This is a genomic window from Liquorilactobacillus capillatus DSM 19910 (assembly GCF_001434915.1).
GTDB lineage: Bacteria > Bacillota > Bacilli > Lactobacillales > Lactobacillaceae > Liquorilactobacillus > Liquorilactobacillus capillatus.
In genome coordinates this window covers 1-25,991 of record NZ_AZEF01000016.1, presented here as the reverse complement: position 1 = coordinate 25,991, position 25,991 = coordinate 1, and the positions used below count along the sequence as shown (strand labels likewise).

General features: G+C 38.4%; 28 protein-coding genes. 26 read left to right on the top strand and 2 right to left on the bottom strand.

Features of this window, described 5'->3' with window-relative positions; genetic code table 11:
• Positions 1-21: 21 nt before the first annotated feature.
• The 20 genes from flhA (at position 22) to flgL (ending at position 18,410) form a co-directional block, all read left to right on the top strand.
• Positions 22-2,103, top strand: a complete 2,082-nt coding sequence (gene flhA / locus FC81_RS03830) for a flagellar biosynthesis protein FlhA (protein ID WP_057743159.1) — start codon at positions 22-24, stop codon at positions 2,101-2,103.
• Positions 2,104-2,156: 53 nt separating this feature from the next.
• Positions 2,157-2,867 carry a sigma-70 family RNA polymerase sigma factor gene (locus FC81_RS03825; RefSeq protein WP_057743157.1) on the top strand — a complete coding sequence of 237 codons (711 nt, stop codon included), beginning with the start codon at positions 2,157-2,159 and terminating at the stop codon, positions 2,865-2,867.
• Positions 2,864-3,565 carry a flagellar hook-basal body protein gene (locus tag FC81_RS03820; protein ID WP_057743156.1) on the top strand — a complete coding sequence of 234 codons (702 nt, stop codon included), beginning with the start codon at positions 2,864-2,866 and terminating at the stop codon, positions 3,563-3,565. Before FC81_RS03825 ends, FC81_RS03820 begins: the two co-directional genes overlap by 4 nt.
• A gap of 19 nt (positions 3,566-3,584) precedes the next feature.
• Positions 3,585-4,364 carry a flagellar hook-basal body protein gene (locus FC81_RS03815; protein WP_057743154.1) on the top strand — a complete coding sequence of 260 codons (780 nt, stop codon included), beginning with the start codon at positions 3,585-3,587 and terminating at the stop codon, positions 4,362-4,364.
• 16 nt (positions 4,365-4,380) lie between these two features.
• Positions 4,381-5,091, top strand: a complete 711-nt coding sequence (locus tag FC81_RS03810) for a cell division ATP-binding protein FtsE (protein WP_057743152.1) — start codon at positions 4,381-4,383, stop codon at positions 5,089-5,091.
• Between the two features lie 159 nt (positions 5,092-5,250).
• On the top strand, positions 5,251-6,549 hold the full coding sequence (locus FC81_RS03805) for a methyl-accepting chemotaxis protein (protein ID WP_057743151.1): 1,299 nt from the start codon (positions 5,251-5,253) through the stop codon (positions 6,547-6,549).
• Between the two features lie 51 nt (positions 6,550-6,600).
• On the top strand, positions 6,601-7,095 hold the full coding sequence (locus FC81_RS03800; RefSeq protein ID WP_057743149.1) for a chemotaxis protein CheW: 495 nt from the start codon (positions 6,601-6,603) through the stop codon (positions 7,093-7,095).
• The gene (locus FC81_RS03795) at positions 7,076-7,573 is read left to right on the top strand and encodes a chemotaxis protein CheD (RefSeq protein WP_057743147.1); all 498 of its coding nucleotides are present in this window, start codon (positions 7,076-7,078) and stop codon (positions 7,571-7,573) included. The genes FC81_RS03800 and FC81_RS03795 overlap by 20 nt, the downstream gene beginning before the upstream one ends.
• A gap of 17 nt (positions 7,574-7,590) precedes the next feature.
• Positions 7,591-8,619, top strand: coding sequence for a protein-glutamate methylesterase/protein-glutamine glutaminase (locus FC81_RS03790; RefSeq protein WP_057743145.1), 1,029 nt, complete (start codon positions 7,591-7,593; stop codon positions 8,617-8,619).
• 4 nt (positions 8,620-8,623) lie between these two features.
• Positions 8,624-9,397, top strand: a complete 774-nt coding sequence (locus tag FC81_RS03785) for a CheR family methyltransferase (RefSeq protein WP_057743143.1) — start codon at positions 8,624-8,626, stop codon at positions 9,395-9,397.
• A gap of 24 nt (positions 9,398-9,421) precedes the next feature.
• On the top strand, positions 9,422-11,509 hold the full coding sequence (locus FC81_RS03780) for a chemotaxis protein CheA (RefSeq protein WP_057743141.1): 2,088 nt from the start codon (positions 9,422-9,424) through the stop codon (positions 11,507-11,509).
• Entirely contained in the window at positions 11,509-12,096 is a 588-nt protein-coding gene (locus FC81_RS03775; RefSeq protein WP_057743139.1) for a chemotaxis protein CheC, read from the top strand. The genes FC81_RS03780 and FC81_RS03775 overlap by 1 nt, the downstream gene beginning before the upstream one ends.
• 14 nt (positions 12,097-12,110) lie before the next feature.
• Positions 12,111-12,473: a response regulator gene (locus FC81_RS03770; protein WP_057743137.1), complete on the top strand. Its 363-nt coding sequence runs from the start codon at positions 12,111-12,113 to the stop codon at positions 12,471-12,473.
• A 21-nt stretch (positions 12,474-12,494) separates the two neighbouring features.
• Positions 12,495-12,887 carry a chemotaxis protein CheW gene (locus tag FC81_RS03765; RefSeq protein WP_057743135.1) on the top strand — a complete coding sequence of 131 codons (393 nt, stop codon included), beginning with the start codon at positions 12,495-12,497 and terminating at the stop codon, positions 12,885-12,887.
• Between the two features lie 16 nt (positions 12,888-12,903).
• Entirely contained in the window at positions 12,904-14,013 is a 1,110-nt protein-coding gene (locus FC81_RS03760) for a flagellar motor switch protein FliM (protein WP_057743134.1), read from the top strand.
• On the top strand, positions 14,010-15,161 hold the full coding sequence (gene fliY, locus FC81_RS03755) for a flagellar motor switch phosphatase FliY (RefSeq protein ID WP_057743132.1): 1,152 nt from the start codon (positions 14,010-14,012) through the stop codon (positions 15,159-15,161). The genes FC81_RS03760 and fliY overlap by 4 nt, the downstream gene beginning before the upstream one ends.
• A gap of 132 nt (positions 15,162-15,293) precedes the next feature.
• On the top strand, positions 15,294-15,584 hold the full coding sequence (flgM, locus tag FC81_RS03750) for a flagellar biosynthesis anti-sigma factor FlgM (RefSeq protein ID WP_057743130.1): 291 nt from the start codon (positions 15,294-15,296) through the stop codon (positions 15,582-15,584).
• 2 nt (positions 15,585-15,586) lie between these two features.
• On the top strand, positions 15,587-15,946 hold the full coding sequence (locus tag FC81_RS03745; RefSeq protein ID WP_057743128.1) for a hypothetical protein: 360 nt from the start codon (positions 15,587-15,589) through the stop codon (positions 15,944-15,946).
• Between the two features lie 12 nt (positions 15,947-15,958).
• Complete coding sequence (gene flgK, locus FC81_RS03740; protein WP_057743126.1) at positions 15,959-17,485, top strand: flagellar hook-associated protein FlgK; 1,527 nt, start codon at positions 15,959-15,961, stop codon at positions 17,483-17,485.
• Between the two features lie 4 nt (positions 17,486-17,489).
• The gene (gene flgL, locus FC81_RS03735) at positions 17,490-18,410 is read left to right on the top strand and encodes a flagellar hook-associated protein FlgL (RefSeq protein WP_057743124.1); all 921 of its coding nucleotides are present in this window, start codon (positions 17,490-17,492) and stop codon (positions 18,408-18,410) included.
• Between the two features lie 629 nt (positions 18,411-19,039).
• Here the strand turns inward: flgL and FC81_RS11115 are convergent.
• Positions 19,040-19,144, bottom strand: coding sequence for a putative holin-like toxin (locus FC81_RS11115; RefSeq protein WP_006293514.1), 105 nt, complete (start codon positions 19,142-19,144; stop codon positions 19,040-19,042).
• 229 nt (positions 19,145-19,373) lie between these two features.
• On the opposite strand from FC81_RS11115, the gene FC81_RS03725 reads away from it, so the two are divergent.
• The 4 genes from FC81_RS03725 to FC81_RS03710 all read left to right on the top strand — a co-directional run bounded on the left by FC81_RS03725 (position 19,374) and on the right by FC81_RS03710 (position 23,727).
• On the top strand, positions 19,374-19,808 hold the full coding sequence (locus FC81_RS03725) for a GyrI-like domain-containing protein (RefSeq protein ID WP_057743122.1): 435 nt from the start codon (positions 19,374-19,376) through the stop codon (positions 19,806-19,808).
• Positions 19,809-19,822: 14 nt separating this feature from the next.
• Complete coding sequence (locus tag FC81_RS03720) at positions 19,823-20,413, top strand: type 1 glutamine amidotransferase family protein (protein WP_057743120.1); 591 nt, start codon at positions 19,823-19,825, stop codon at positions 20,411-20,413.
• A 70-nt stretch (positions 20,414-20,483) separates the two neighbouring features.
• On the top strand, positions 20,484-20,996 hold the full coding sequence (locus tag FC81_RS03715; RefSeq protein WP_057743118.1) for a cysteine hydrolase family protein: 513 nt from the start codon (positions 20,484-20,486) through the stop codon (positions 20,994-20,996).
• A gap of 532 nt (positions 20,997-21,528) precedes the next feature.
• A complete protein-coding gene (locus FC81_RS03710; RefSeq protein WP_083478744.1) occupies positions 21,529-23,727 on the top strand; it encodes a glycoside hydrolase domain-containing protein in 2,199 nt (732 codons plus the stop codon).
• Positions 23,728-23,810: 83 nt separating this feature from the next.
• Here FC81_RS03710 and FC81_RS03705 read toward each other — a convergent pair whose 3' ends face one another.
• Complete coding sequence (locus FC81_RS03705) at positions 23,811-24,386, bottom strand: hypothetical protein (protein WP_057743116.1); 576 nt, start codon at positions 24,384-24,386, stop codon at positions 23,811-23,813.
• 192 nt (positions 24,387-24,578) lie between these two features.
• Between FC81_RS03705 and FC81_RS03700 the strand changes: the two genes are divergently transcribed.
• The gene (locus tag FC81_RS03700; RefSeq protein ID WP_057743114.1) at positions 24,579-25,136 is read left to right on the top strand and encodes a hypothetical protein; all 558 of its coding nucleotides are present in this window, start codon (positions 24,579-24,581) and stop codon (positions 25,134-25,136) included.
• Between the two features lie 111 nt (positions 25,137-25,247).
• Positions 25,248-25,934, top strand: coding sequence for a Fic family protein (locus FC81_RS03695; protein WP_057743112.1), 687 nt, complete (start codon positions 25,248-25,250; stop codon positions 25,932-25,934).
• The last annotated feature ends 57 nt before the right edge of the window (positions 25,935-25,991 follow it).

Below are 25,991 nucleotides of genomic sequence, written 5' to 3'. Positions count from 1 at the left end.
GTTTAAGGAGGAACTAAGCGCATGCAAAAGGCCGCCCAGAAGAAAAAACGTGGCAGAAAATTAAATTATGCTGATGTCTTGGTCTCGTTTTTAGTTGTCGGAATTATTGGTTTAATAATTATCCCACTGCCAGTACCTATCTTAGATGTTCTGATTGTTATTAATCTGACAGTAGCGATGAATATTCTCTTAATAACGCTGTTTACGAGATCTGTTCTGGAATTCACGACATTCCCGACGTTATTATTGATTACTACGATGTTTAAGTTGGGATTGAATATGTCGTCAACGCGGCTGATTTTGACAAATGGAAATGGTGGTCATGTAATTGACGCTTTTGCCAATGTTGTTGCGGGCAGTAATTACATTGTCGGAATTATTTTATTTGTAATCATTATGGTTGTTCAATTAGTAGTTGTAACGAATGGGTCCGGTCGTGTTTCTGAAGTCTCTGCCAGATTTACATTGGATGCGATGCCTGGTAAACAGATGGCAATTGATTCTGATCTCAACTCAGGTTTAATCAATGAAGAAGATGCACGCAAGCGCCGTAAGGATCTGCAGCGTGAAGCAGATTTTTATGGTTCGATGGATGGTGCCAGCAAGTTTGTTAAAGGGGACGCGATCGCCAGTATTTTGGTAACACTGATCAACTTGATCGGTGGTGCAATTATTTTCTCTGTTAAAGGAGATATGTCAGTCACAGACGCACTCTCCCAGTTTGGTAAGTTGGCGATTGGTGATGGCTTAGTCAGTGCCATCCCTTCCTTACTGATTTCGATTGCTTCTGGGGTTATCGTAACTCGTTCAGATAATAATAGTTCGTTTGGGCTGGATATCGCGCGTGATGTGGTTCGTTATCCGCAGTTGTTTAGAATCGTTGGAATTATTTTAATGATCCTGTCAGTCGTACCGGGTTTCCCATTTATTCCTTTCATGTTGATTGGTCTAGCAATGTTTGGTGCCAGCATGATGGTCAAGCAGCGCGAGGAAAAGGCAGTTCAACAACGTAAAAAGGAAGAACAAACACTGGCACTGCAACGTAAAAAGGAATCACAGGATGAGGATGAATCAGTTTCCTCCTTCCAGGTTGAACCGATTGCGATTGAAATTGGTTACGGCTTAATCCCAATCGTTGATAGTTCGGTTGATAATAGTTTGATGAGTCGAATCGTTTCAATTAGAAAGCAAACGGCGCGTGAGTTGGGGATCCTTGTGAATCCAGTACGAATTCGCGATAATCTTTACCTTGAATCAAACGATTATTCAATTAAAATTCGGGGAAATGAAGTTGGTAAGGGCGATATTTACCCTGATAAGTTTATGATTATCAGTCCCAACGATGAACCCTTTCCTTTTAAGGGAATTCCAACGAAAGAACCAGCGTTTAACTTGGATGCGATGTGGATCGATGAAAAAGATAAGGAAGCAGCTGATCTGCAAGGCTTTACGATTATTGAACCATTGACTGTAATTGCAACACACCTGAAGGAAATCATTTATGCACATGCACCTGAACTACTGGGACGACAAGAAGTTAAGAAACTGCTTGAAGGGATTAAGGACCAGTATAATGTTGTAATCGATGAACTGATCCCAGATATTTTACGTTTAGGTGAAGTCGAAAAAGTTTTACAGAACTTATTACAAGAGAAGATTCCTATCAACGACCTTGCAACGATTTTGGAGACTTTAGCTGACTACGGTGTTGTTACTAAGGACACAGAAGTCTTAACAGAGTATGTCAGACAGGCACTTAAACGAACGATTGCTAATAAGTATTCGGATGAGAATAACCAGTTAAATGTTGTGACAGTCCATCCCAAAGTGGAAGAACTTATTATGCAGAGTATTCAGAAGACGGCAACGGGTTCATACCCTGTTCTAAAACCGGAATCTGTTAACCGTATTTTAAGCGCACTTGGTAAGATTCAGCAGGAAATGATGGTCAACGATACTTCATTTGTAGTTTTGACATCACCTAAGATCAGATTAGCCTTTCGAAAGCTGATTTCGTTTAATTATGCTAATGTAGCTGTTCTTTCGCTGAATGAGATCCCAAATGAAATTGGAATCGAGACAGTTGGCAATATTAATATCTAAGTGATTGTATCGTTATGAAGAAGCAAGCTTTAGGCGTGAAGGGGGGATGTTTTATGTACGAGGCAAGCATAGAAGATGAGGTGTTGAAATATCTGCCGTTAGTTGAGCGTGTAGCTAATCGGATATCAGTTAAAAGCACCGAGTATGAATATGGTGACTTATACAATATTGGTGTAATTGGGTTAATTGATGCACTAAGAAAGTTTGATGCGACCAAAAAAGTCCCTTTTGAGAGTTATGCCATGATTCGAATCAAAGGTGCGATTATTGATGAGATTCGGAAGCATTCAAAGATTTCACGTTATAAAATGTCAATCGTTAATCAGTTTTATAAAGTTAAACAAGATTTAGAGCAGAGCTTAAAACGTGAGGTAACGGATGCTGAGATCTGTCGTGAAATGAAGATCGATGCAAAGCAGTTAGGAAAAATCTATGATAGTATCCATTATCTAGCCAGTGTTTCGCTTGAAGATACCCTATTTTCACATGCAGATGAGGGGATCTCACTGCAGGATATTGTTAAAGATCCATTAGCGGAAAATGGCGAGGAGACGCTTTTAGAAGAAGAACGTAAACGGGCATTGGTGAATAGTATCAAAGGGTTATCAGAACGAGAACAGATGATCTTGAGTTTATATTATGAAGAAGAAGCAACCTTGAAAGAAATCGCGGCTATTTTAGATATTTCAATCGCACGGGTTTCGCAGATTCATGGCAAGATCATACTTAAGTTGAAGAACCAAATCAAGGAGGAATTATCATGATCCGGGGACTCGATACATTACGGCAAAGCATCGATATACTGCAGAAACGCCAGGAGAACGTCAGTGGGAACATTGCTAACGTTAATACGACAGGATACCGTGCTAAACATCTGTTTCAAAGCACGCTCAAAGAAGCCCAGCTGCATAACTATCAGGGTGGGGCGAATGCAAATGAAAGAACGGAGATTGGCGGCTTTACCTTTGGCAATCAACTAGATGGCTCATATCTTGATCAAACAAAGGGCGCATTACACCAGACTGGCAGAACAACAGATTTTGCAATTACCAATGACGGCTATTTTACAGTTAGAATGCCTAATGGCCAGACTGCTTACACTAGAAATGGTAACTTTAACCTCAATGGACAAAATCAATATGTAACACAAGAAGGTTACGCTGTTTTGAATACAGCTGGTCAACCAGCTAGATCAGGTGAACAAAACTTTCAGGTCACAGCCTTTGATAACCAACAGGCACTACAAGATATCGGAAATACATATTTTATTAGTAATACACAGGGAAATCAGCTGCAAGGTGCAGATGTACGCCAAGGATATCTGGAACAATCGAATGTCTCAACTGCTGATGAAATGGTTGCACTGATCCAAACAGGACGCGAATTTGAAGCTAATCAGAAAATATTAAGTTCTAATAATGAGACACTTGGCAAAGCAGTAAATGAATTAGGAAAGATATAAGGATGAGGTCAGCATAACAATGAATATGAATAGTCTGTTATCGATTAACAAGTCGGGTTTGAACGGCTTGCAAAAAAGTATGGATGTCGTTTCAAATAATATTGCCAATGTTAATACCATTGGTTATAAGAATCGAGATACCACCTTCCAAGAACTATTGAACAATCAGACCAGCACGCAAGAGGTCGGATTGAGCCCCCAAGCAACGCGAACAGCTTTGAATGAAGGTTTAGAGGTTAATCAAGAAAATATTAATTTTGCACAGGGAAGCCTCCAGAATACTGCTTCACCGTATGATTTAGCGGTTGAGGGGCAAGGCTTTTTCGGAGTTTACGATCAGAATAATAATATGCTGTTAACTAGAGATGGTGATTTTCATCGAAACAGTAATGGTGAGTTAGTCAACCAGCAAGGCTATCGTTTATCAATTGAAACAACAGTGCCACAAAATCGTTGGCCAGCGGGAAATGTCAGAATTGACGCTAACGGGAGTATTAATGTCAAGGATGGCGAACGGACTGTTCAAGTGGGACGGATCCCACTTTATAGTACGAATAACACGAATAATCTGCAGGCTGTGGGTAATAATATGTATCGGCTAGCTAATGGTGCCCAACTAAATACATCCTTGAATGGTGGTTTAGGAACGATCCAACAATATCACCTTGAAAACTCAACTGTTGATCTCTCGGATTCAATGAGCAATATGATTATTACGCAGCGAGCATATGGGATGAATACTAAAGCTGTTCAAGCAGCTGATGAGATGCTGGGAATTGTCAACAAGTTCTCTGAATAGTTAATGGGGGAGTAAATTGATCAGTTTAAAGAACGTCAATAAAAATTATGGCGAACATATCAAGGCTTTAATCGATGTTTCACTAAAAGTCCAGCAAGGTGAGTTTGTGTATCTTGTTGGACCCAGTGGAGCAGGAAAATCGACTTTGTTGAGGATGCTTACACGTGAAGAATTACCTACAAGTGGGTCAATCCAGATAGGAAATATGCATGTGGAGAAGCTTGCATTGAACAGGCTTTATTTATTACGCCGCCAAATTGGGATTGTGATGCAAAAGGATCTATTTATTCCCTATTATTCAGTTTTCGAGAATATTATTTATTGTTTGGAAGCTCTAGGAGTGATGGGGCCGCAAAAGAAAGAACGAGCGTTGGAAGTGCTAGAACTGGTGGGGATGACAGCATCTCAAGATAAAAAACTGACAGAACTTTCCATAGGGCAGCAGAAGAAAGTTGCGATTGCACGAGCAATCGTCAATAAGCCTTTTGTGCTAATTGCCGATGAACCGACCGCCAACCTAGATCCCAGGTCATCTGCCGAAATTATGAAGTTGTTTTTACGTTTAAATCAAAGAGGAACAACAGTTATAATGGCGACTCATGATAGTACGATGGTCAACTCACTTCGAAAGCGTGTTTTAGAGTTGCAGGGAGGTCGTTTGATCCGTGATGATCATGATGGTGGCTACACAAGTTATGCCGATCCAAAAGATATTTATATCTGGTGAGAGTTGATGCTTAAAATTTTATGCGAAATTACCGATATTGAGAGTAAGGGATTGCTATTTTCAAATTCAAAAAAGGAGCGCGGATTTAAAAAGAAAATTGGATAGCATCTTTGAATTTTAAATACTTTATGAAGTATGTCGATTGGAAGGGGTATAACCATGGGAAAAAAGTTTTTAGGTTTTTTTAAGAATCTTAGTTTGCGTCCGTTGATTCCAGCGGGGGTAACAGCATTAATTTTGATTATTTGTTACTTCTTTATTGTGAGAGGTGTTGCAGATGAGCAAACTGCACGGAGTTTTATTATTTTCAGTGTGGTTGTTGTTGTCATTTATGCAATAGCAAATGAGATTATTACCTTGATGTTAGCCGGAGCAGAAACAGTTGAAATGAAAAATCTGCAAAAAATATTGGATGCTGTAAGTTCAGGTGACATGACTCAATTAGGTAAATTCAAGTCAACAAGTTCTGATAATGCGGTAATCGCTAAAGTTAAAGATGGTTTTCATGGAGTCATCAATGCCTTTGTTGCCATGATCGTTGGGATTAAAGAAGAAAGCGGACATATGAATGAGATCGCTGGTTCATTATCAACAATGTCCAAGAAGTCATCTGGAACGATTGAAAACATCCGTGCAACGATGAATAACATTGCTGATGCTTCGACTTCACAAACAACAGAGGCAGAACAGACTGCAAGTGATATGCAAAAGTTAGCTTCTAATATTGAGGAGATCAATAAAGAAGTTGCGCATATGAGTGACTATGTTACTAAAGCAAATGAAAGTAATGCTAAAAACACTGAAATGGTAATGAACGTTTCTGACAGCTGGACAAAGGAAAGAAATAACCAGGCTGAAATTGTTGGTGAAATGGATGATATGAACAAAGATATCCAAAATATCGGAAACATTGTTCAGTTAATCAACGACATTTCAGAACAGACTAACTTATTAGCGTTGAATGCTTCAATTGAAGCCGCACGTGCCGGTGAAGCAGGGCGCGGTTTCGCGATTGTTGCTGAAGAAGTACGGACTCTAGCTGAAGAAAGTGGCAAGTCAGCTAAGAATATCCGAGATATTATCGAAGTTATTCGAGATAAGTCGAAGCATATGACGACAGCTATGAATGAATCGTATGCTAGCGGCGAACAACAGACAGATAACTTAGACAAGGCAATGGACTCAACTAAGGAAATATCCGGGATGGTTGAGAAGTTCGTTGAAAGTATCAATGTTGTCGAAAAACATATTAGCGGTGTAGTTGAAGAAAAAGACACGGTTACAAAATCAATGGAAAACATTACATCCGCGATTGCAGAAACATCTGCTGGAACTCAAGAAGCAACTGCCAATGTCGAAGAATTCTACAATGTTGTTAAGAAATTCGAAGCATCGGTTAAGGATATTGAGGATATTGCCAGCGTTTTGAAGTTCCAAGTAGATAGTTTTAAGGTTTAATTATAATTTAAATGCTTTAAAATTACATTTTCAAAGAAAGGATTGGCGTTAATGGAACAATATGTAGTGTTCGAAAGTCATGAGCAGTTATTTGCGATGCCAGTCAAAGCTGTTACAAGAGTGATTGAAGCTAGTAATTTTATCACTTTACCAGAAGTAGCAGACTATATTCTGGGTGTGTATGAATATCAAGAACACATGATCCCCATTATTGACTTACGTAGAAAGCTCTTTGGACAATACACAGAATCCTCAGACGATAACAAGGTAATTCTGTGTGACTGGAAAGACAGCTCATTAGGAATCTTCGTTGAGAATATCATAGGAATTTCTTACTTAGAAGAAACGAATTATGAACAAGAATTAGGCAGAGCTAACTTAAAACGTGGATATATCGACAAATTCTTGAAATTAGACGATAAGGTCGTTATTTCAATTGAATTAAATTATCTCTTTGATAACCGACAAGAATCAGAATTGTTAGCAACAGTTGACCAGTTAAATGCTGATAAAGGTAATACTAGCGATGGTACTGATTCAGAGTGAAGTTAGAGTAGGAATTGCAGATTATAAAATAGCACATGCGCCGTCTAAGCTGATCACAGTCGGTCTGGGATCTTGTATCGGAACGATTATCTATGCTGAACAAGCTGAAATAGGCGGTTTGAGCCATATTATGCTGCCCGACAGCCACCCTTTTGCTAAAAAACAGACGTTAAATACTGCGAAATTTGCTGATCTTGCTCTGCCAGAAATGGTGGCTAAACTGCGAAGCGAAGCACCACGAGCCCGCTTTAAGGCTAAAATAGTTGGCGGAGCTAATATGTTTGGTTTTAAAACGAGTTCTAAAACCGGTAATATTGGTCAGCGTAATATTGAAGCAGTTGAAGCGATGCTAAAAGAACTGCGTGTACCGTTAATCGCGAGTCATGTGGGTGGAAGTTGCGGTCGAACAATGATCGTTGATTTGAATAATTTTGAGACGATGGTGCGAATTGTACACCATGAAGCAGTATATATATGAAGGAGTTACTGGAGAGAATGAAGATTTTAGTAGTTGATGATTCTGCTTTTATGCGTAAGATCATTACTGATCTGCTCAAAGAGATGCCCGATATTGAAGTTGCCGGAACAGCACGTAATGGCAAGGTAGCATTGGAAATGCTTAATGATCAGCCAGTCGATCTTGTCTTGATGGATGTTGAGATGCCGGTGATGGGCGGTTTGGAAACCCTGCGGAAGATAAAGGCAACGATGGATACACCAGTTATTATGTTGAGTTCACTGACTAACAAGGAAGTTACCATTGAAGCATTGGCATCGGGAGCAGCTGATTTTGTTGAAAAACCGGTTAACTTAATGTCGATTCAAGATGAATGGGTCCTTGATTTTCATATGAAGATCAAGAGTGTTAGATCGAGGGGAAAGGCTGTTTCAAATGCAGCCGAGTATAATGTACAGCCGCAAACAGTGACTGAAACTTCGAAACAGGTTGCCAGTGCGCGTTTAGCTACACATATTAGAGCCTTAGTCATTGGTGCATCGACTGGCGGTCCGCGGGCACTCTTGACGATTATTCGTTCTCTTCCAGCAGCAACGAAAGTCCCGATTTTTATCGTACAGCACATGCCAAAAGGCTTTACAAAATCCTTTGCACAGCGAATGGATCAAGAAACGAATATTCCTGTGTGTGAAGTAGAAGATGGCATGGCAATCGAACGAAAAGTATATCTTTGCCCAGGCGATTATCATATGATTATCAAAAACGGCAAACTCAGTTTGAATCAAGAGCCAAAATTACATGGAACACGACCTGCAGTTGATTATCTTTTCAACTCTGCCGCGGAGACTTACCGTCGAAATTTAGTGGCGGTTTTATTGACGGGGATGGGAAAAGATGGAACTAAGGGGATGCAGCAGATTCAAGCAAACGGCGGCTACACGATTGCCCAAGATAAGGAGACATGTGTCGTCTTTGGGATGCCGCGCAATGCCATTGAAAAGCATGTGGTAAATGAAGTCCTGGATCTAGATTCGATTGGGCGTAAAATTAGGCAGATAGTTGGGTGAAAAGATGGAATTAAATTTTGATTTTTTTAATGATTGGGTCCAGCACAGATTAGGTATTCGGCTCGATGCATATAAGGAAAGACAGATGCAGCGTAGGATAGCGAATATCATGACAGCGGCTGGAGCAACTTCGTTAGAACAGTACGCTAAACTTTTAGAAGCAGATAGTGTTGCACGGCATGCCTTTGTGGAGCACTTAACGATTAATGTAACTGAATTTTATCGTAATAAAAGTCTTTTCGAGATGTTTGAGCAGCGTTTAATGACGCAGATCGTCCCGCAGTTTGACCATCCGAAAATCTGGAGTGCTGCTTGTTCGATCGGGGCCGAGCCCTACACTTTAGCGATGATCTTAGCTAGAAATAATATTGCTTCAGGACGGATAGTTGCAACAGATATTGATGATGAGATCTTGAAAAAAGCTAAGGCTGGGCTTTATCAAAGTAATGAAGTGAAAAATGTTTCCGCAAGAGATCTAGACAAATACTTTGCTAAAAATGCAGAGGGCAAGTATCAAGTCAGTCCAATGTTGAAGAATAAGATAACATTCAAAAAGCATGATCTCTTAAAGGACCGTTATGAAAGCGGCTGTCACGTGGTTGTTTGTCGTAATGTCACAATCTACTTCAAAGCTGACGCGCGTGATGAAGTTTACCGTAAATTAAGCGACGCTTTAGTCCAAGGTGGAATTCTGTTCACCGGTGCGACGGAAACGATTGGGCAGGCGGAAGAAATAGGTCTTAAAAAAATAGATTCGTTTATTTATCAGAAGGTTTAGTAAGTAAGGAAGGAGTTGAAATTAATGGATGATAACAGTGTTTATCGCAGTTTGTTTTTTGAAGAAAGTGATGACAACCTGCAACAGTTAAACGACAATGTCCTAGAACTGGAGAGCGAACCAGATAATATGGATCTTGTTAACGAGATTTTCCGAGCTGCCCATACATTAAAAGGTATGGCGGCAACAATGGGTTATGATGTGATGACGAAACTAACACATAAGATGGAAAATTTGTTTGATTTCTTTAAATCGGGTAAGCTCAAGGTCAACAGTGATTATATCTCACTGATCTTTCGCTGCTTAGACCGTTTATCTCAATTGGTGGAGGATCTACGCGACGAGAAAGAACTCAGTGAAGACCAGATCAGCGACTTACTCGCTGAACTTGCGAAGGTTGAGGAAAGTGTCAACGGAGGCGGCCAGGCTGCAAGTCAACCAGAGAAAGAAGAACATGATACAGGTGCGTTGACAGCAGCTTTTGAACATTTAGAAGAGGCTGACTTAGATGTTATCCATCAAGCCATCACAGGCGATTATAAGGTCTACAGTGTTGCTATCAGAATTGATAAGGAATCATTGCTTAAGGGCCCACGTGTCTTTTTGATTATGGAAAAGCTTGAGCAAGAGGGGGATGTCTTACACACCGAACCAAGCGTTGATGTGCTTGAAGATGGTGATTTTGATACTGATTTCAGACTTGTCTACCTTACCAAGGATGACTTGGAAATGGTTAAGCATAATGTTGATAGTAACAGTGAGATCGATGAAGCAATCATTGAACCGTTTGATGAGAAGAAACAGAAGACAGCTGAGAAACAACAAGCAGAAGCAGCACAAGCACCAAAAGAAGCTGCCGCACCTCAAGCTCAAAAAAATGTGCCAGCAGCTAAACCAAAAGCTACTGCGGCAAAACCAAAAAAAAGTGGTAAAACATCGGCGGCGCATCACCATGCTAATGCTCGTAACCAGTCGATCAGAGTTGATCTGACTAGATTAGATCGGTTCTTAAATCTGGTTTCAGAATTAGTCGTTTACCGTAATCAGTTAGATGATGCCAGTATGCGTAATAATGCTGATGCAATGCGTGACGCGCTTGAACAGGTTTCACGTTTGACCTCAGAATTGCAAGATCTTGTTCTAAAGATCAGAATGCAGCAGGTCAGTGTAGTCTTTAGTCGTTTCCCACGGATGGTACGTGATCTTGCTAATGAATTACATAAGGAAATGGAACTCGTCGTTGAAGGTGAAGAGACCGAGTTAGACAAGACGGTTGTTTCAGAACTGAGTGAACCATTAATTCATTTACTGCGTAACTCCTCTGATCACGGAATTGAATCGCCAGAGATTCGTGAACAAGAAGGTAAGGATCGTAAAGGGACGATTAAGTTATCGGCTTATCAAGAAGGAAACCGGGTTATTATTACACTCGAAGATGATGGTAAAGGGCTTGATCCAGCGGTCATTAAGGCAAGTGCTGAAAGCAAGGGCATTAATACTGAAGGAATGTCAGATGATGATATCAAGAAATTGATCTTTCATCCTGGATTCTCAACCGCTAAGAAGATCACTAATATCTCTGGTCGTGGCGTAGGGCTGGATGCTGTCCAAGCTAAGATCAGTGAGTTGGGCGGATCGATTGAGATGAAGAGCGAACTTCATGTTGGGACTAAGTTCATTATTAAGTTGCCGTTAACCTTGTCGATTATTCAAGCATTGATGGTCAGAATCGGGAATGAGAGCTTTGCGGTGCCATTAGATGTAGTGGAACGAGTTGTTATGCTCAAAGAAGATGAGATCGTTGAGACGACTAACCAAGAAGTTTACCATTTCCAAGATAGTTTAATCCCGATTATCCGAACCGATCATTTATTGCAGATCAAACCCGATCCTAATAAAAAGAAATTTGCTATTATCGTCAAGATCGACCAGAAGTATTATGGCGTCTTGGCAGATGAGTTGATCGGGCAGCAAGAAATCGTTATTAAGAAGATCGATCCAATGTTGCAGAAGATCAATAAGTACCAAGGTGCGACGATCTTCGGTAACGGTGAAATAGCCTTGATTCTTGATGTTAATGCAATCTGCAACGAGAAAAAGGGTAATAAATAATGGCATATTCAGAATTGGAATTAGACGGTTTAAAAGAAGTCATTAATATTGGCGGTGGACACGCAGCGACGAGTATTTCAAAATTAGTTAACCAAAAAATCGATATGCATGTTCCCGAAATCAGCATTTTAAGTTATCATGAACTGTACGAGCAAATTATTGCTGCCGATGTTGAAGTACACGCGGTAGTCAGCAATATCGTTGGTAACTACAGCGGCGTAATTTTATTTGTGGTATCAGACGACTCGGCGGATAAATTATCGGAGCTGATGTTAGGAGCGAAGACTGATGATATCAATGTTAAGATGTCAGCAGTCAGCGAATTGACGAATATTATTTCAAATTCTTTCTTGAGTGCGATTGGAAACCTCTTGAACGTTGAATTGGTTTCTGCGCTGCCGGTTATCCAAGATGATTATTTTGGTGCGGTTATCAGTAGTATCTATATGGCGCTCGACCAGTATGATGAGCAGATCATGGTGATCAGAAATGAATTTACTTATTCTGAAGAAAAATTGGACGCCTCGTTATTCTTAATTCCAGAAACGGGCGTTTTGGAACAAATACTAAAATCTTTAGGAATCTGAGAGGAGCAAATATTTTGGCGAAAAAAGTTTTAATCGTGGATGACGCGGTATTCATGCGTATGAAATTAAAAGATATTTTAAGTAAGAACGGGTACGAGGTAGCTGATGAAGCTCAAAATGGTCAAGAAGCTTTTGAAAAATACCAAGCGACTAAGCCTGATTTAGTAACAATGGATATCACGATGCCAGAAGTTGACGGTATTCAAGCATTGAAGATGATTCGTGAAGCGGATGCCAATGCTAAAGTTATTATGTGCAGTGCCATGGGACAGCAAGGAATGGTTATGGATGCTATCCGTGCTGGGGCCGTTGACTTTATCGTCAAGCCTTTCGATACAGACCGGGTCATCAAAGCTATAGATAAAGCTCTTTCCTAAATAGTCAGGAGATGATATTAAATGCAAATGATCCTGTTTAAGATGAACCAGCAGTATTATTTGATTTCAGCAGCTTCTGTAGAGGAAGTCATTGATACGATCAAAATTACACGTGTTCCGTTAGCCCCTAACTGGGTAAAAGGGTTGATCAACCTGCGAGGAACAGTAATGACGGTCATCGGTTTATCAGAATTGATCGGTGTTCCTTCATCTGAAAGCAATCATAATATCTTAATTATGAAGAAAGAGGATGAACGCAAAGGATTACTGATCGAAGAAGTAGTTGAAGTTGTTGATATCGACAAAGAAGACATTGAACTAGAAAAGACAGAAAAAGAGAAACATTATCTGGGAATAGTTTCTTTGGAAGATAAAGTAGCAAATGTAGTTGACGTGAACCATTTGATTTTTTAATAAGTGAGGGATCTGTGTGGATCAAGTATTGACGCAACAAGAGATCGATGCGCTGCTGAATGCAATGAGCACCGGTGAGATTGATCAAGAAAAAATTGAAGAGGAAAACGATGCAGCCAAAGTAAAAAGCTACGATTTCAGAAGACCGACAAAGCTCTCAAAAGAATACGTCAATACTCTGCACATGATCTTTGAGGATTTTTCAAAAATGGGCAGCAATGTACTTTCGACGCAAATGCGAGCCAATGTCAGACTTCAATTGGCGGCAATCGAACAAGTAAGTTATGATGAATTTATTCATTCGATTCCGCGAGTAACTTTACTGGGGCTCTTCCACTCTGAACCTCTAAAGGGGATTCAGATAATTGAAATGAACCAACAGCTGTGTATGAAGATAATTGAAATGCTCTGTGGCGGTGCGGATTTGTCAGCGCAAGAACAGAAGCATGACGATGATGAGAAGCAGCAACCAGCTGCAAATGAAAATCCGGCACCAGTAGGATCAACAGCTGAGCAGCAAGGAGAGGCTCCTGATCAAGATGGTAAGAAAAAGGCTTTTGATAAAAAAGGCTTTACTGATATCGAGCTAGCTGTTTTGGAAGAAGTTATTAAAGGTCTGACAGAAGTTTTTCAGAATTCGTGGAAAGAAATTGTTGAACTAGATACAACTTTAGATGGATTGGATACTAATCCGCAATTACTGCAGAATATGTCACCAAATGAACCGGTCGTTTTAAGTACCTTTACAATCAATATCGGAGAAACAAGTACGTTTATTAATTTGTGTATTCCATATGTTTTCTTTGAGGGAATCACAGATAAGTTGAGCTTCGGTAATTGGTTTGATTCAAGTCAAAAATTTGACCGCAATGATGAGCGTGAGCTCCGCAAGGGACTGAATGGGGTCGATATGGATATCGAGGTCCTATTGGGAGAATCTAAGATGGAGTTGTCTGATTTCTTGCATCTTGAAGTAGGGGATGTTGTTAAACTCGATAGCAAGATCGCAGCACCACTGGATTCCTTTATTGAAGGACATCCGTTCTATCGTGTAAAACCAGGAAAGAGACATGGACAATTAGCAGTTGAATTGATAGACAAATTGGAAGGGGAACAAGACGAATGAGCGACGGTTTATCACAAGCAGAAATTGATGCATTAATGAATGCAAATTCAGAAACAGACGGCGATTCAAAAGAAAGTCAAAAGCCTGCAGAAACAGGAGTTGACGAACAGACAAAGCAGGATATTATCGGTGAAGTTGGTAATATCTCAATGTCACAGGCTGCCACGACGCTTTCGTCGATTCTAGCGCGTCGGGTCAGTATTACGACACCACGTGTTACTAAAGTAAAATTTGATGATCTGCTTGCAGGAATCGAGGCGCCTAAGGTTGCGACGACCGTTGAGTTCAAAGAAGGCTTGATGGGGACCAATTTAATGTTGCTAGAAGTCAAGGATGCTATTATCATTGCAGACTTGATGATGGGTGGCGATGGAACACCGAAGTCAGATAAATTCACTGAACTGGAATTAAGTGCAGTAGCTGAGGCCATGAACCAGATGATTGGTTCAGCTTCGACTTCAATGGCAACGATGATTGACCGCAAGGTAGATATTTTGCCGCCAACAGTGAAGCTGTGGGAAGAACCAGCTAATATTGAGTATGACGGCATTGTTAAGGATCAAGTTATTTACCGGATCTCATTCAACCTGTCAGTTGAAGGCCTAATTGAAAGTGAGATCATGCAAATCTTTACCGAAGATATGGTTTCAGATATTACAGATGCAATGATGTCAGATAAAGCAACTGTGGTGGATGATCGTAATAATGGTGAAAAAGAAGCTGCGCCAGCTCCTGAAAAGCCGGCTACGCCTCAACCAGCACCGCAACCAGCCGCAGCGGCACAGCCGACACCTGCACAACCTGCCGCTCAGAAGGCACAGCCACAGCAAAAAGTTGAGGTTAGTTCACCTGACTTCCAGCAACTGAGTGAAAAGGAAGTTGCTGAAGGAGATAATTTAGACCTGATTCTGGATGTTCCACTGAACTTGAGTGTTGTTTTGGGCCGGAGTGAGAAAACAGTGCGGGATATCCTCTCATTTAATTCAGGTTCAGTTATTGAACTAGATAAGTTGACTGATGAACCATTGGAGATTCTGCTTAATGGGAAACCAATTGCAACTGGAGAAGTTGTTGTTATTAATGAAAACTTTGGTGTCCGAATCACCAATATCCTTTCACCTAATCAGCGAATCAATCGGATGAATTAGAAGTAGTCGCCAATACTTAACTTCTTAAGAAAAATTTAAAATTAAAAAAAGTTAGCCGAGAGGTTTAACTTTTTTTATTTTTGCCGATAAAGTTAGTATAGGATATTTCAGAACGAGAAGGGAGCGGCTCTGATGAAGATAGAAGGATTTCAAAATAACGGTTATAATGACCAGCTTAACCGGCTTAAAGTTGAACAAAATAACGCCAAGCAAGTAAATAAACAGGCTAAAAGCAAGGCTTTAGATGTCAGCCTCTCAGATAAGACACAACAAATACGTAAAAATAGCCAAGCAGAGGCAGGCTTTGATTCTGACCGGGTAGCACGCTTGAAGCAAGCTATTAAGGATGGCAGTTATCAAGTTTCAGCTGAAAAAATTGCTTCAAAGATGATGGCTGAATTTAATACAAAAAAAGGTAACTAGTTATGAAAGAGATAGAATTCCAACGTCAGCTAATGGCTTTTTCAAGGTTATTAAAAAAGGAAAAGACACTTTTGATCAAGGATAAGGCTGAAGAACTGGTTGAATTAGTAAAACAGAAAGAAAAATTTGTCCCCATCCTCGATGGATATCAGGGGACTATTTCAGCTAAAACAAGAGAACTAGCCGCGCAGGTCCAAGTTCAGCAAGATGAAAACATGTTGCTGACTAAGCAGGCTCTTAGCTACCAGAAGATGCTGATGACGGCAATTAAAGATAATATTAAGTCGCCTGCAGCAACATATTCAAAGTATAAAACGGTCAAACAGCAGGCAAGAACGGCGCTGATCGATAAAGAAGTGTAAGGAGGAATTTGAATGGTTGGGTTGTTCGGCACATTAGGGACCGCAACGAGTGGTATGGGTGCAAACCAGATCGCATTGCAAACAAGCAGTCATAATATTGCGAATACGAATACAGACGGGTACTCGCGTCAGCGAGTTGACATGAAGACAACGACCCCTTATAAGATGGCGGGCGTTGGAATGATTGGAACCGGAGTTGAGGCTAACGGGGTTGAACGCGTGGTCAACGACTTTGTCCGTTCTCAGGTTCGTGGTGCTAACGCACAGTATCAATTTTATAATGAAAAATCAGATGTTTTGGGTCAGTTAGAAGATACCTTAAATGAACCATCTGATAATGGTGTTGTTAGCCAACTTTCCAAACTGTCCGATAGCTGGACCCAGCTATCAAAGAATCCGGAGATGGGAACATCTAAAGCAACTGTAGTCGAGACAGCCAGCAGTTTTGTCGATACTGTCAGCGAAATGGCTAATAAAGTCGGACAGTTAAAGACGGATACAACACAAAATATTGCTAAAACAGCGCTAGACTTTAATGAGAAGATCAAGCAACTGCAATCACTGAATGAACAGGTCTATAATCTGAATAGTTCGGGTGAAACACCCAATGATTTGCTAGATACGCGGGATAATCTCTTGAAAGACATTTCAAGTCTGGCTAATGTTGAGACTTCAATTGACCGGTATGGCCGAGCTTCGATCCAACTTTCGGGACAGACGATTCTAAACGGAGACGAACGCAATACGCTTAGTGTTGTTGTTGGTAATCAAGCTGGGAAGTCTTCAGTCGCAAAAGATGGCGATACAACAGGCGGAACGCAAACACTGAATGAAGATTACCCAGCTGGGACAGTTTTATTGACTAAAAGTGATGCTGATAATAATCCAACATACGCTAAGTTAGATGTAACATCCGGAAGTTTGGGTGGCTTGCAGGCTTCAGTTAATGAGATTCAGTCACATTTGCAAGAGTTAAATGACTTTGCAGCGACTGTCGCCAAGACAACGAACATGGTCTTTACAGATGGCAAGCAGAGTACAAGCGGCTTCTTCAATATTGGAGATGACCCAGATAAATATGCAGCTAATCTTAAAGTTGATGCCGCGATTATAGCTAAGCCATCATTAATTCCAGCCGGGACGACAACGGCCGCGGGGGATGGCTCACGCGCACTGGCACTGGCAAATCTTAATGATCTAAAGCTGACTTATCCAATGTCAGATAGCGATTTGACCGCTAACTATGATGCAACTAATCTAACCTTTAAACAAACAGAGGGTGGATCTAGTTATGCCGATGCCTTTAATAATATAGTAACGAAAAATGGGATCTCGAAGCAGCAGGCGGATAATACATCATCTGCACAGTTATCCTTGTTGAATCAGCTTGAATATAAAAATGAATCAATGTCTGGGGTTTCAATCAATGAAGAAATGTCTGATGTCATTAGATTCCAACAAGGCTTTCAAGCTAATGCTCGGATTATCTCGGTTGTCTCAGAAATGTTAGATACACTGATTAATAGAACGGGAGTGTAGGTTTATGCGCATTTCAGATAATATGACCTATAATGATTTTCTGAAAAACTTAACGACAAATACTAGCAAGGTTCAAAAATCGATGAACCAACTATCTTCTTTTAAAGAAGTCAGTAAATCATCTGATAATCCGTTGTTAGTCTCAAAAATTATGGACTTAAATGTCTCGTTAGCACAGAATAAGACTTATTCTAGTACTATCGCAGACGGTATTTCATGGTCGCAGACGCAGTATGCGGCTTTAAACGGCGTGACAACTTCAATGCAACGAATCAGTGCCTTAATTCAATCTTCAGCTAACGGCTCAACCCCTACAGAAGCTGTTAAAGCCAATAAAGACGAAGTTGAACAGTTGATCTCAGGTGTAGTTGATTCGCTTAATACTAACTTTGATGGGCGTTATATTTTTGCAGGGCAAAATACGACAACTGTACCCTTTGAAGTTGAGAAAAAAGATGGCGAAATTAGCGGTATCAAGTATAACGGAACTGAGCAAGATTTGCCACGTGAGATTGCAAAGGGTGTTGGAGTTAATTTGTTCGCCGATGGCTCTAAGCTAATGAACTTATCCGATAGTGCACAAACGGGCGAAAATATTAGTGGCTACTTCAATAAATTAATTACAGCATTGAAAAATGATGATAAAGAAACTTTATCAGGAAGTTTATTAAAATCAAGCCAGGATTACACGGATAATTTCACGACGATTCAGGCGAAGATCAGTACAACGACTACGCGCTTACAGTCGGCTTCTTCCCGAAATGAGACTGAGAAGAACAATTTAACAGATGTTTTATCCGATAAACAAGATGTTGATGTTGCCCAGAAATACATGGAGTATCAGAACCAGATGACTTCATATAAGGCGACCCTCGCAATGGGGACCAAAATTATGCAGACCTCCATTTTGGATTATTTACGTTAGAAAATATAACCAGTTTTCATAGTTTGGAACCTTGAAATAGGTAAGATTTTAGCAAACATTGTAAGTAATACTAATAAGTTTACAAGTAGTAAAGTTAAGAGGTAGAGGAGTAAAAAAACACTAGGATAATTAAATATTAGTGCTTTGCATCTACTTCTTGTTCGCACTTAAGGCTAGATAAAGAATAACTAGCTTAATTACTAACTCGGTAGATATTGTTAATGTGAGTGTCACTTGGTTTAACTACTATTATGAGTAGACTTAGTCAATCTACTTCATTCATGGACTTCTAGACATAACTCTCTGGGAGTCTATTTTTGTGCAATTAAACGGTTTTTGGGCGACGGTTGTTGTCAATTAAAAAAATGCTCTACACGGTCTATTATCAGTAAATGATCTAACTACTTCCGCTAGCTTTTATCGGTGTTTTAATGTAAAAAGCAAATACATGATCCTTATAATTGCTAGAAATCTGATTTAAAATAGTCGAAAGTCGCTTATAGTCATGCTATAATGTGGATAAGAAAAAGGAAGCCCCGCGTGAACAGGGCTTCCCCGTGTAGAGCCGTTTAAGACGGTGACAATACTATGATTATTAAATAACCGCTAGCTTGGCAGAGCTAAGGCGGTTATTTTTTTTGCTGACTTTTAATCAGCTCAACAATTAATGCGATCAAGGCCACGATAAATGTACCGAAAGCCAGCATTAATTGTAAAGCGTCCGACACGGACACTTAGGCTACTCCTTTCATTAGGAATTATGGGCTTTAAAGGTTTAACACCATAAGCACCACCTCCGATTGGAAATAGCCACCGCCTTAACTTCTCTACTTGATCTATTATACAGGGAATATAATCCTTTTAAAAATATATTTTTAAATCAGTAGTGTATTTTGTTTTAATTGGGGTTATGCTAATAGCACAGGACGCCCGAGAAAAAATACGGAGTACACAAAAGCGAATATTGAATATACGAAAGAAATAAAAGTCGTTTATTTTAGACGAATAGGCGCTTATGGTACTGAAAACGGGAAATTAATGCGTTCCTTTAAACAATGGGTTAAGGCAGAGAAACTATTCAAAGGATCAATCATACTAGGTATAGCTTTGGATAATCCGCGGAATGTTCCTAATGCGAATTGTAGATATGATGTTTGTTTAATTATCAATAAGGAAAATTTAAAAAATAACTGTATTAATCAAAGGACTTTAACTGCTGTAAAGTACGCTGTTTTTAAAATACCTCATACTGAAATAGCAATTAATGAATTTTATCAAAAAATGAAACAAATTATCTGTGAAAAGCAACTTAAGGTTCTCAACAAGCCAATTATTGAACGATATAAACAGGAATTAGTAAGTTTGGGATACTGTGAGATACTAATCCCAATAGAATAGGGGACTTTATTATTATGAAACAAGCAATTTTTGTATTGTTAGATGAATATGCTGATTGGGAAGGTGCTTATCTTTCAAGTACATTAAATCAAGATCCTAATTGGGAAGTAAAAACTACTTCGATCAAGCAAGAGGTAGTTTCAATTGGTGGCTTTAAAACTGCAGTGGATTATCAGTTGGAGCAAATACCGGCTGATTGTGAGCTGTTGATATTAATTGGTGGAAATTCTTGGCAAATTAAAAATAATGTACTAAAACAGCTGATTCAAGAACGGTTAACGAATAACAAGTTTGTGGGTGCAATCTGTGGTGCAGTGGATTATCTCGCTAGAAACGGATTACTTACTGATTTCAAACATACTGGCAATACGCAATATTTGTGGAAAGACTTTGATCAGTATCAAAATAAATCAGATTTTCTTGAAGAACAAACAGTACGCGATCATAACTTGGTTACTGCTAATGGGACTGCACCACTAGAATTTACACAGCAGGTTTTGAAGATGATTAAGTTTAAAAACAATGAGCAAATAGATAAAGATATTTATTTGTATAGGTTTGGATTTTACCAGTATTGTGAGAAGTACGGTAATCCGTTTTATTGATAAGGTTTTTCGTTAGTAGGTTAATAAGTAGTAATTACATTAAATACTGTGTATGTTAAAGGAGAAAAATATGGCAGATGTATTAATGATTATCGACATGCAAAACGGAGTATGCCGTAGCTCAGAACCATTAGCAAACTTAACAAAAGTCATTTCTGGAATTAAGGAACGTATTAACATTTATCACTCACAAAATAAACCTGTAATTTTTGTTCAGCATAATGATGAAGACCTAGTTAAAAATAGTTATAACTGGAAGATAATTAATGATTTTAAGGTGTCTTCTCATGACATATTAATACAAAAAGTTCATGCTAACTCTTTTTATCATACTGATCTGCAAAAAATACTAGATAAGTATGAGATTAAGTCAATTGAGATTTGTGGCGCACAGGTTGAATTTTGCGTAGATACAACAATTAAGATGGCGCATGGTTTGGGATACCATTTAGAAATGGTTCGAGGGTTAACAACAACTATATCCAATCAAATGATGACTGCCCAACAGACGAGTAACTTTTATCAAGATCAGATTTGGAATCATCGATTTTTGACGTTTATAGAACCTCACAATAAAAATTAGATGATCAAGGCCTAGGATATGTTTGGTACTTATTGGCTACCACAAGGGGACACCTTGGATTTAGGGGCCTTTTTTCGTATCTATAATCAAGCAAGCTGATACAAAAGGCTAGGATGCATGAGGTTCTAAATTAAGTGAAATTTTAGCAGACATTGTAAAGTTATATTAATTCATTTAAAAAAAAGGAGAAACTGAAAAATAATCAAAAATATCAGGATAATTAAATTCTGGTGCTTTAAATCTACTTTTTGTTAGCTTTCAAGGCTAGATATAAATAATTAGCTTGATTACTAAGTCAGTAGATAGATAAATTGTTATAGTACTTAGAATGCATCACTTTAAGCAGACTTAATCAATCTGTTTCATTTATAGATTCCAACTTAATTGTTGGAGTCTATTTGTTTACTTGGAATTATCTTTTTGTAGAATTGTGTATCAATAAATTTAAACAAATAAATATCGAACATACGTTTGATGATTTTAAAAATAGGTTTTATGCTTGGTCCAGATTAAAGGAAAGGAAGTTTTCTAGATGGATCAAATGGTATTAGCAACACAACAGTGGCTTAATAAAACATACGGAGGTATTAATGGATTCCATAAAGCACCTGAAAATGGTCAAACAGGTTGGTCAACAATTTATAGCTTACGTGAAGGATTGCAGCATGAACTGAAGTTGTCTGAGCTAGGTGAGGGCTTTGGCGATCAAACTAAAGCTGCTCTGGCAAAAGTAATTGATACTATTAAGAAAAATACTTCAAGTAAGATTGTTAAATTGATTAAAGGAGCTTTTTGGTGCAAGGGTATTAGTCCAAATAGTTTTACAGAAAGTTATGATGAAGATCTAGTTGCGGCAATTAAATCTTTGCAGCGTGATGCGGGGGTGGATACTGACGGTAATTTAACGGTTAATTTGATGTCTGCTTTGTTTGATATGAGTGCTTTCACCTTGTTAGAGAATGGTGATAAGAGAATCCGTGAAATGCAACAGGCATTGAATAAAAAATATAGTAATGATTTAGGGATTTTGCCATGTGATGGTGTTTATCAACGGGGAACTAATACAGCGTTGATTTATGCGTTGCAGCGAGTTGAAGGGATAGACGCAACTACAGCTAATGGGAATTATGGAGCGGAAACAATTGCTAGGACACCTACTGTTTCTGAAGGAACAACAGGTGAAATTGTGCAGATTATCCAATATGGTTTATATGTCAATGGGTTTTATACAGGAGCTTTTGATGGTAGCTTTACCGAGACAGTAGGAAATGCAATTGTGGCATTCCGTAAGTTTATGGACTTAGAACCTTATACTACAACAGCTGACTTAACTGTTATTAAAGGATTATTAACAAGTAATGGAAATACTGACCGTGACTCAATAGCTTTTGATACCGCTACACGCTTAACTTCAGGAACCGTAACTAAATTTAAAAATGCAGGTTTTGAAATTGTAGGTCGTTACCTTACGGGAACAGTTGGGACAGGTAGCAATGAACGTCCTAAGAATTTAACAGCTGATGAAATTACAGCAATTACATCAGCTGGTCTGCGTATCTTTCCAATTTATGAAGATGGTGGTTATGAAGAAAAATATTTTACAAACAGTCAAGGAACAATAGATGGTGGCATTGCAACTGCTGCAGCACGTAAGTTAGATTTTCCTGAAGGAACTACTATTTACTTTGCGGTTGATGTTGACATTCAAGATGGTGATATCGACGGAACGGTTATTCCGTACTTGAAGGGAGTTCTCGCCGCAGTCGCAGATTCTGGTTACGAAGTTGGGGTCTATGGAACGCGTAATGTTTGTCTGTATGCAGAAAAAATCGGGGTTAAGTACAGTTTTGTCGCTAATATGTCTTATGGCTGGAGTGGTAACTTAGGTTTTAAGATGCCTTTAAACTGGAGTTTTGATCAGTTTAAAGAATATACAGCAGGTTCAACTGGGATTGATATTGATCAAGATGCTGCTTCCGGGAAAGATCAGGGGTGTCAATTATTTGAAGATTCTTCGTCAGATGGTTATAAAATAGTAAAACTTATTCCATCAATTTTAAAATCATTTCCAATTTTCAAAAATGTTTTTGGGAAAGTTGATTGGCTTGTTGCTGAAAAATCTGTAGAAGAAAGAACACCAGTGGCCGATTTTAAAGTTGAATATAGCACTTCTTGGAGTGCGGGAGATGAAGCAAGTTTAGGAGTTATAAGTGTAAAAAATGGCAAACCTGTTTTAGAAGCAAATAGCACTTTAAAAAAATATTTTGGTACTGTAAAAGATTTATCAGAAAATAATATTAGTGCTGTAATAGATGACTTAGCACCATTGATAGGAGATGGTAATGTTAAGTCTGGGCCAACAATGTTAAATGGAAAATTAGGAATTAAGACGTTAATTGAAGGAACAATTAAGAAAGAGATCAGTAGTGTAGATACTGATCTAGAGTATACTATTACACTTAGCATGGCTTTTAATTCTAACTATCCAGAACAACCTATTGATCCAACTCCTATTAGTGCTCCTATTGCGGAAAAAAAAACTTTTAAAATACCTTCTGAGGGAATTGCTGTATGGGGATTGGCAGTTGTTGCAGGTTTTGGAGTAATCTTATTAACCAAAAATCCAGTTTGGGGCGAAGAAACAATTGAAGTTACCAGTGAGACTTTGACAACTGTAGGAACTACTATATCAGCATGGATAACTAAATTTGCAAGTATTTCTTTTGATTAAATTCTCGATCAGAATCAAAAAGCATTGAATGTTAGCAGGAAGAGCAACCATTCAATGTTTTTTATGTAATAGTAGTTTAATTTTTAATAAGTGTACAAATATATATTATAAAGCATATAATATGCCGAAAATATTGCCAATATCTCAAAAAAAAGCTCAATTTTAAACTGTCTGCCGATACCATTTAGTTCTTCGATGTAGTTAGTATCTGTAAAGATGTTTATTCTCCGTAAGGTTGCAGTAATTTTTTTTGAAAGTGTAATGTTGAGGTTAATAAGAAAAGCAATTTGAAATAGACCAACAAATAAGTTCAATATTAGTAGCCATAAACCTGCATAGTATAATTGCAAGACGCTAAGGCAAAAAAGAAAGTAAATATAAAACAAAATCCAAAATCTTTTGTATTGTTTCGAACTTTTTTCTCTAATCCATTTGGCATCTTTTTTCAAGTCTGAAGAGCTTTTTTTTAAGCCAAGTATTTCTTGCTTCTCTTTTTCTGTATGTTTAACTTTTTCAAAATTGTTGTTATTAAGTTGATTTATTATTACTTTTATTTTAGGATGTAGCTTTTTCTGAAAAAGTGTATTTTTTCTTCCACTAAAGAAGGCTAAGAATGCGAATGCCAGAAATAAAAATACAGCAAAAATTATTTTAAACATTAGAATCTCCTTTTATATATTTTTAATATTAACCTAAAAGATCATGAAAAGTAAAATTGGATTCTAAATAGGAATAAAAAGGTGGTTTCTCATTGCCGATTGCTGATATAGTATTAATTATTGTTAGTATAATTTTAGCATTGATTAATTAAGGTTTATTTTTGGCAATGATATCATTTGAGGAGAATAGCTATGAGAGACTATGGTAAATACTTACTTTTTCTATTCGCTTTTGTTGTGACTCTGTTTTTTTCAAATAAAGTAATGCTGCAAACACCTAAAGTGCTAGTTGCGATTATAACTTTTATGTTTTTATTTGTAGGGTTAGTTTATCTTGATAGTTACTCAAGGAAGCTTTCAAAAGGAATTTCAAAATTAATGTGTTTAATGATTCTTCTCAGTTTAGGTGCTGTGATTATCTATACACATGAAAATCGATATTCGACAAATGAAGTTTATGCTATTCAAATGTTTAATTCAAAAAGTTTTAAGATTAAAATACATGGTAGGGATTATGTGCTTACTACTCAAAATAACAGTTTTGGTTTTTCCAGAACATATTTTTTTAATTTATATAGAAGACGTGGGATTTTCTATGAACGTGTTAATAAGAGAGTATATTTTATATATACACGGAATATGCACCCTGGTAAAAGCTCGGTATGGATTTTTAAAAACACAGTTTTGAAAAATGCTCATAATTTACAAGTGGATCCAAAAACAGCGTTCTACTATCAGCCAATAAATTGATCCTTAGCTTATTTAGGCTTAGACCAGGCAAGTACCGAAACTACGTTGGATCAAATTGATTTTGGTTAAAATAAATTATTTTGTACAGTAAGGATAAGGAGATGAACAGATATGGAATTTTATGCAGACAAGTACAATTTCACGTCCGAAGAAAATCGACGTTTTGCACGGTCAAACTTTACCAAGTTAGTGCATACTAATGCTCGTTTTGAGGGGGTTAATACAACACTGCCACAAACGCAAACAATCATGGATGGTATGAGCGTTGCAGGTGTGCCAGTTGAAGATGTTTTAACGATTGTTAATTTAAAACGGGGCTGGCAATATGTGACGTCCCAAAGTGAACCTTTAACCCTGCCAATAGAAAAGCAAATCAATAAATTAGTGGCTGCCGAAGATGCCCTAGTTCCTGGCGAGTTGCGGCAGGGACAAGGTGGGGTTAATTTAGGGAGTGAAGAATTCTTTGAACCACCACTGATTAACGAACAAGAGGAACAAGTATTTTTACAAAAAACGTTGGCTGATTCGCAGACGACAACAACTGATAAAGCCTTGACGGTTATGTATCATAATATGCGTCAGCAAATCTTTGGGGTCGGTAATAAACGGACAGCGACTTTAAGTGCCAATAAAATCATGATTGACGGGGGTGCTGGGTTGATCAATGTTCCCCTAGATAAGTGGGATGAATGGAACGAGTTGATTGCTGATTATTACCGCACTAATGATATGACAAGAGTTAAACAGTGGACATATGATAATGCGATTCAGGGTTTAGATGTGCGAAGAGACAATTAATATGGGTCAAAGTCAAATCGTATTGATGGAGATCTTGGCATCACCTTTGGGTGGTGT

What these genes read in the sequence shown, in the direction of transcription:
- FC81_RS03815 (WP_057743154.1), top strand. Translation starts at nt 3,585, where the DNA reads ATGAATATGAATAGTCTGTTATCGATTAACAAGTCGGGTTTGAACGGC.
- FC81_RS03765 (WP_057743135.1), top strand. Translation starts at nt 12,495, where the DNA reads ATGCAAATGATCCTGTTTAAGATGAACCAGCAGTATTATTTGATTTCA.
- FC81_RS03745 (WP_057743128.1), top strand. Translation starts at nt 15,587, where the DNA reads ATGAAAGAGATAGAATTCCAACGTCAGCTAATGGCTTTTTCAAGGTTA.
- fliY (WP_057743132.1), top strand. Translation starts at nt 14,010, where the DNA reads ATGAGCGACGGTTTATCACAAGCAGAAATTGATGCATTAATGAATGCA.
- FC81_RS03775 (WP_057743139.1), top strand. Translation starts at nt 11,509, where the DNA reads ATGGCATATTCAGAATTGGAATTAGACGGTTTAAAAGAAGTCATTAAT.
- FC81_RS03800 (WP_057743149.1), top strand. Translation starts at nt 6,601, where the DNA reads ATGGAACAATATGTAGTGTTCGAAAGTCATGAGCAGTTATTTGCGATG.
- FC81_RS03695 (WP_057743112.1), top strand. Translation starts at nt 25,248, where the DNA reads ATGGAATTTTATGCAGACAAGTACAATTTCACGTCCGAAGAAAATCGA.
- FC81_RS03705 (WP_057743116.1), bottom strand. Translation starts at nt 24,386, where the DNA reads ATGTTTAAAATAATTTTTGCTGTATTTTTATTTCTGGCATTCGCATTC.
- FC81_RS03700 (WP_057743114.1), top strand. Translation starts at nt 24,579, where the DNA reads ATGAGAGACTATGGTAAATACTTACTTTTTCTATTCGCTTTTGTTGTG.
- flgM (WP_057743130.1), top strand. Translation starts at nt 15,294, where the DNA reads ATGAAGATAGAAGGATTTCAAAATAACGGTTATAATGACCAGCTTAAC.
- FC81_RS03805 (WP_057743151.1), top strand. Translation starts at nt 5,251, where the DNA reads ATGGGAAAAAAGTTTTTAGGTTTTTTTAAGAATCTTAGTTTGCGTCCG.
- FC81_RS03780 (WP_057743141.1), top strand. Translation starts at nt 9,422, where the DNA reads ATGGATGATAACAGTGTTTATCGCAGTTTGTTTTTTGAAGAAAGTGAT.
- flgK (WP_057743126.1), top strand. Translation starts at nt 15,959, where the DNA reads ATGGTTGGGTTGTTCGGCACATTAGGGACCGCAACGAGTGGTATGGGT.
- FC81_RS03710 (WP_083478744.1), top strand. Translation starts at nt 21,529, where the DNA reads ATGGATCAAATGGTATTAGCAACACAACAGTGGCTTAATAAAACATAC.
- FC81_RS03825 (WP_057743157.1), top strand. Translation starts at nt 2,157, where the DNA reads ATGTACGAGGCAAGCATAGAAGATGAGGTGTTGAAATATCTGCCGTTA.
- FC81_RS03715 (WP_057743118.1), top strand. Translation starts at nt 20,484, where the DNA reads ATGGCAGATGTATTAATGATTATCGACATGCAAAACGGAGTATGCCGT.
- flgL (WP_057743124.1), top strand. Translation starts at nt 17,490, where the DNA reads ATGCGCATTTCAGATAATATGACCTATAATGATTTTCTGAAAAACTTA.
- FC81_RS03720 (WP_057743120.1), top strand. Translation starts at nt 19,823, where the DNA reads ATGAAACAAGCAATTTTTGTATTGTTAGATGAATATGCTGATTGGGAA.
- FC81_RS03790 (WP_057743145.1), top strand. Translation starts at nt 7,591, where the DNA reads ATGAAGATTTTAGTAGTTGATGATTCTGCTTTTATGCGTAAGATCATT.
- flhA (WP_057743159.1), top strand. Translation starts at nt 22, where the DNA reads ATGCAAAAGGCCGCCCAGAAGAAAAAACGTGGCAGAAAATTAAATTAT.
- FC81_RS03795 (WP_057743147.1), top strand. Translation starts at nt 7,076, where the DNA reads ATGGTACTGATTCAGAGTGAAGTTAGAGTAGGAATTGCAGATTATAAA.
- FC81_RS03820 (WP_057743156.1), top strand. Translation starts at nt 2,864, where the DNA reads ATGATCCGGGGACTCGATACATTACGGCAAAGCATCGATATACTGCAG.
- FC81_RS03785 (WP_057743143.1), top strand. Translation starts at nt 8,624, where the DNA reads ATGGAATTAAATTTTGATTTTTTTAATGATTGGGTCCAGCACAGATTA.